This window comes from Paramuribaculum intestinale (assembly GCF_003024925.1).
Taxonomy (GTDB): domain Bacteria; phylum Bacteroidota; class Bacteroidia; order Bacteroidales; family Muribaculaceae; genus Paramuribaculum; species Paramuribaculum intestinale.
The window spans coordinates 1-4,166 of the sequence record NZ_PUED01000192.1 but is presented as its reverse complement, the minus strand read 5'-3'; the positions used below and the strand labels follow the sequence as shown (position 1 = coordinate 4,166).

6 protein-coding genes are annotated in these 4,166 nt (G+C 41.0%); all 6 read left to right on the top strand.

Annotation, left to right across the window (positions count from 1 at the left end):
• Positions 1-122: 122 nt before the first annotated feature.
• On the top strand, positions 123-488 hold the full coding sequence (locus tag C5O24_RS11260) for a BlaI/MecI/CopY family transcriptional regulator (protein WP_010801769.1): 366 nt from the start codon (positions 123-125) through the stop codon (positions 486-488).
• Positions 489-679: 191 nt separating this feature from the next.
• Positions 680-1,849 carry a M56 family metallopeptidase gene (locus C5O24_RS11250; RefSeq protein ID WP_010801771.1) on the top strand — a complete coding sequence of 390 codons (1,170 nt, stop codon included), beginning with the start codon at positions 680-682 and terminating at the stop codon, positions 1,847-1,849.
• A 101-nt stretch (positions 1,850-1,950) separates the two neighbouring features.
• Entirely contained in the window at positions 1,951-2,316 is a 366-nt protein-coding gene (locus tag C5O24_RS11245) for a hypothetical protein (RefSeq protein WP_010801772.1), read from the top strand.
• A gap of 5 nt (positions 2,317-2,321) precedes the next feature.
• Positions 2,322-2,672: a DUF3795 domain-containing protein gene (locus C5O24_RS14525; RefSeq protein ID WP_080650778.1), complete on the top strand. Its 351-nt coding sequence runs from the start codon at positions 2,322-2,324 to the stop codon at positions 2,670-2,672.
• Positions 2,669-3,103 carry an META domain-containing protein gene (locus C5O24_RS11235; protein ID WP_010801773.1) on the top strand — a complete coding sequence of 145 codons (435 nt, stop codon included), beginning with the start codon at positions 2,669-2,671 and terminating at the stop codon, positions 3,101-3,103. Before C5O24_RS14525 ends, C5O24_RS11235 begins: the two co-directional genes overlap by 4 nt.
• On the top strand, positions 3,100-4,166 hold a 1,067-nt coding region (locus C5O24_RS11230), incomplete at its 3' end, for an alpha/beta hydrolase (RefSeq protein ID WP_107681840.1). The genes C5O24_RS11235 and C5O24_RS11230, both read left to right, overlap by 4 nt.

Here is a 4,166-nt window from a genome sequence, read left to right as displayed (position 1 = left end):
TATCCACACTATTGAAAAATTTCAGTTTTTTCTAATAGTATTATTTTGTCGTCTAAAATAATTAGACTATTTTTGCATTACTAAATCGTCTAATTTAATTAGACTAAATATAAATGGAAGATATGAAGCAATTAACAGAAAGAGAAGAAGAAGTAATGAACTTCTTTTGGGAAAGCGGGGCACTCTCGGTTCGGGATGTCGTTGCCCTTCACAATGAGCCGCGTCCAAGCCGGACTACGGTAGCCACATTCGTGAAACTTCTCGAACAGAAAGGCTATCTCAATCATAAAGTTGAAAGCACAAGCTTCATATATTTCCCCATAATAGAGCGAGAGGATTATTGTGGACAAAATCTGAAGAGTGTCATTAGGCGGTATTTCAACAATTCCATTCAGAATGTTGTGAACTTCCTGATTAACAGCGAGGAATATAGCGATGAAGAGGCTAAGGAAATAATATCACAAATATCTAACAGAGGAAAGGAATAACAATGGCAGGCATATTTTTAGCATATTCATTATTGGCAAGCACTCTCCTGATTGTAGTCTGGGTGGTGTACAAATGTGTTCTTGCCAATACCAGATGTTTCCGGTTCAATAGGATATTGTTGTTGTTCTGTATAACGCTTGCTTTCGTTTCTCCAATCTTCATACTTAATACTTTTTGGATAACGGATATTATGGAGGATAATATTGAAATCGCTTTTAATCCGGTCGAAGTTACCTATATTGCCAATTCGATATCAGAGGAAATCACTCCGATATGGGATTATATAGTCACACTTTACCTTATCGGGGTTATTGTCATGACTCTTTATTTTCTCGTTTCACTGGTACGGTTGGCACTCTTCATTATTAAAGGAGAACATATAAAACAAGATGGCAGTCACATAATCCTTCATCGCCACAACAGTGTTGCTCCGTTTGCATGGTGCGGGTATATGATGATGCCCAGACGTGACTGGTATGAGTATGGGCAGATGATAGTACGCCATGAAAAAGCGCATATAGAATGTCGCCATTGGATTGACTTGCTTTTTATGCAGGCAGCGATTATTATCACTTGGTATTGTCCAGCTATATGGCTTCTGCGCAATGAGCTTCATACCCTCCATGAGTATGAAGCCGACAGCCGTGTGCTTGCATCGGGCGTAAAACGAGAGGAGTATCAGATGTTTCTAATAAAAAAGACAGTTGGAGCAAGGTTCGCAACTCTTTCCAACTGTCTCAATCACAGTTCACTTAAAAAACGTATAACTATGATGTTATCAAGCAAACAGACAGGCACAGCCCGTGTGCGTGCCTTTGTCATGGTGCCTGCGATGGCACTCGCATTAATCGGTCTGGCCACCCCTGCAGTGTCAGCAGTAATCAACGAGGTATCTGCCGCTACGCCGGTGGAGGATCTGCGCTACAAAATTAGCGAAAAATCCGATTCCACCATTCGCGTGACAGAAAGAAATTCCGATATGGTGGTGACGGAGAAAGCGGATGCGGACAATGCCGTGCCATTCATCAAGACTGAAACCGCTCCCAACTTCCCCGGCGGCAAGGACAAATTGAGAGCTTTCATCAACAAGAACATAAAATTCCCTGAAACCGCCTATAAAGACGGTGTTCTTAATATGGATGCAGTCGTGCAACTCACCATTGCTAAGGACGGAGTGGTAAAAGATGCCAAAATAGTGAAAAGTTCAGGAAAGACACTTGATGGCGAAGCCCTTCGTGTGGCATTTATGCTTCCGCAATTCCATCCCGGACTCAATAACGGTCTGCCAGCAGAATCAAGCTATACATTGGAATTTAATTATTACATCTGCAATGAATATTGGTCGTCAAACGGCGAATAATAGCAAAACAGAATACCAATAGGACAATTATCTTATCTGATGCTTGGAGTATGCCGTATTTTTCAGTACGGCATCTCCTGTATCATAAAACTAAAAAAACAATGGAATTAGTATTTACAATACTTATCGGAGTCGTTATCGGAGCCGTCAATGCCCTCCCTATGTTTCTCAAAAAAATGGATAAGGCAAACTGTTGGTCTGCTTTTGTGCAGTATGTGGTGGTAACTTTCATTATCTTCAACACTACACTTCCTCAGTTGAATGTCAACGACTTTTTAGCCGGTCCGATTGTATCAGTTCTAATGACTATGCCTATGGTGATTATGATTGCTAAGAACGAAAAGAAAGCTGTTCCGATTGTGCTTGTCAATGCGGTCATTTTAGGGTTGATTATAGCGGCAATCAAGCATTTCAGAGCGTCTTTAGGGTTGATTATAACGGCAATCGAGCATTTTAGAGCGTTGTGATTTGTATGAATCAGGTAATAGCAGATTTTGATAGCGTCGCAGCTTGCGAGCTGTTTTGTGGATCGTGTCGCAAATTCTTGTCAGGGAGATGTCCCGGATGTGAGAAGAACGAAAAAGCATCGTGGTGTAAAATCCGTCAATGTTGCATAAGCAGAGGCTATCATACCTGTGCCAAATGTAAGCGTGACGTAAGAGAGTGTAAAACCTATTCCAACTTTATAAGCAAAGTGTTCGCGTTCATCTTCAATTCTGACCGTCCGTCTTGTATTAGCTATATAAGGGAACATGGCGAGATTGCATATGCAGAAGAAATGAGCAGAAGAGGATGTCAAACAATAAAACGAAATAGAAAATGAAATTACCCAACTGGACCATTTTATTTATAGGTCTATTGTTGCTTTCTTGTGACAAGAATACAAGTGTGGGGCTATCCGGTAAATGGCGAATCGTGGAGTATAAATGTATCGCAACTTCCACGCCATTCGCCCTTTCCACCGTAGCCGATGGAAGTGATTATTCACTTGAATTTGATAATCAAGGAAATGTATTCTGTAATACGGGGTGCAATTTGGTGTCCGGTCAATATATTCTCAAAGGGGACAAGTTGATATTTCCGGAAATAACATCCACCGAAATGGCTTGTGAGGATATGCTTATGGAAGAAAGTATGAAGCACATTCTTCCTGCTATAAAGACCTTTGAGATAAAGAATGATACGATTCTATTTCTTAAAGATGCAGATGGCCATACCTTGATGGAACTAACTAAAACAACAGATCAGGTATGAGCAAGAAGTTTCTAATGATGGTATTTATAGCCATTTTTTCTGTAATCAGTGTTATGGCATCGAAGAATATATCAGGGGCATGGAGCGGGACATTAAGAATCACTCCACAGTTGTCACTGAAATTAGTATTCAATTTCAAAACCGAAGAGGACGGAATACAGTTGGTAACTCTCGATTCTCCGGATCAAGGTGCTTATGGAATAGCAGGAGATGTGAATTTCATTTCTGCCGATTCGGTTAATATATCATTCCGACAAATTGGATTATCTTTTGCCGGACGACAACAAAATGGGATTATAACAGGTATTTGCAGTCAAGGGGCGATGAAAGCGAATATTGAATTATCTCCGGGAACTGTTGAATTAAAACGGCCACAGACTCCGCTACCTCCGTATCCATATACGACCAAAGAAATCAACATCAATAATCCATCGGACGATGTAATCCTTTCAGGGACTCTCACTCTCCCAAAAGATTATAACACTGCAACTCCCGTCGTTGTAATGATAACAGGTAGCGGGCTTCAAAACCGGGATGAGGAAATTTTTGGACACAAACCCTTTGCTGTGATAGCCGATTATCTTGCAAGAAATGGCATTGCATCTTTTCGGTATGATGATCGGGGACATGGGAAATCAACAGGTGACGGAACAACTGCCACGACCGAAGATTTTGTGCGGGATGCCCGATGTGTATTAGAATATGTACGAATGGTGGAGAACTTCAATAACGTGGGATTATTAGGGCATAGCGAGGGGGCAACTGCCGCTTTTATGTTGGGGGCTGAACCTGAGATAAAAACACAAGATAATTTATGCGTAATTGATCCGGGTAAACCGGACTTTATTGTCGCAATCGGAGCGCAGGCAGTTCGTGGTGATACCATTCTGATAGACCAGAGTGCGACTTTACTCAAACAAGGCAATATGCCTGACAATATAGTATCGGACTATGTAGAAGCCTTGCACAACATCTATGACTTGAAAATAACACAAGATGATGAGATAGCTATTGATAGTATTGACGCAATATGCAAAAATTGGAGTAATACACCCATCCATAC

What these genes read in the sequence shown, in the direction of transcription:
- C5O24_RS11235 (WP_010801773.1), top strand. Translation starts at nt 2,669, where the DNA reads ATGAAATTACCCAACTGGACCATTTTATTTATAGGTCTATTGTTGCTT.
- C5O24_RS11250 (WP_010801771.1), top strand. Translation starts at nt 680, where the DNA reads ATGGAGGATAATATTGAAATCGCTTTTAATCCGGTCGAAGTTACCTAT.
- C5O24_RS11245 (WP_010801772.1), top strand. Translation starts at nt 1,951, where the DNA reads ATGGAATTAGTATTTACAATACTTATCGGAGTCGTTATCGGAGCCGTC.
- C5O24_RS11260 (WP_010801769.1), top strand. Translation starts at nt 123, where the DNA reads ATGAAGCAATTAACAGAAAGAGAAGAAGAAGTAATGAACTTCTTTTGG.
- C5O24_RS14525 (WP_080650778.1), top strand. Translation starts at nt 2,322, where the DNA reads ATGAATCAGGTAATAGCAGATTTTGATAGCGTCGCAGCTTGCGAGCTG.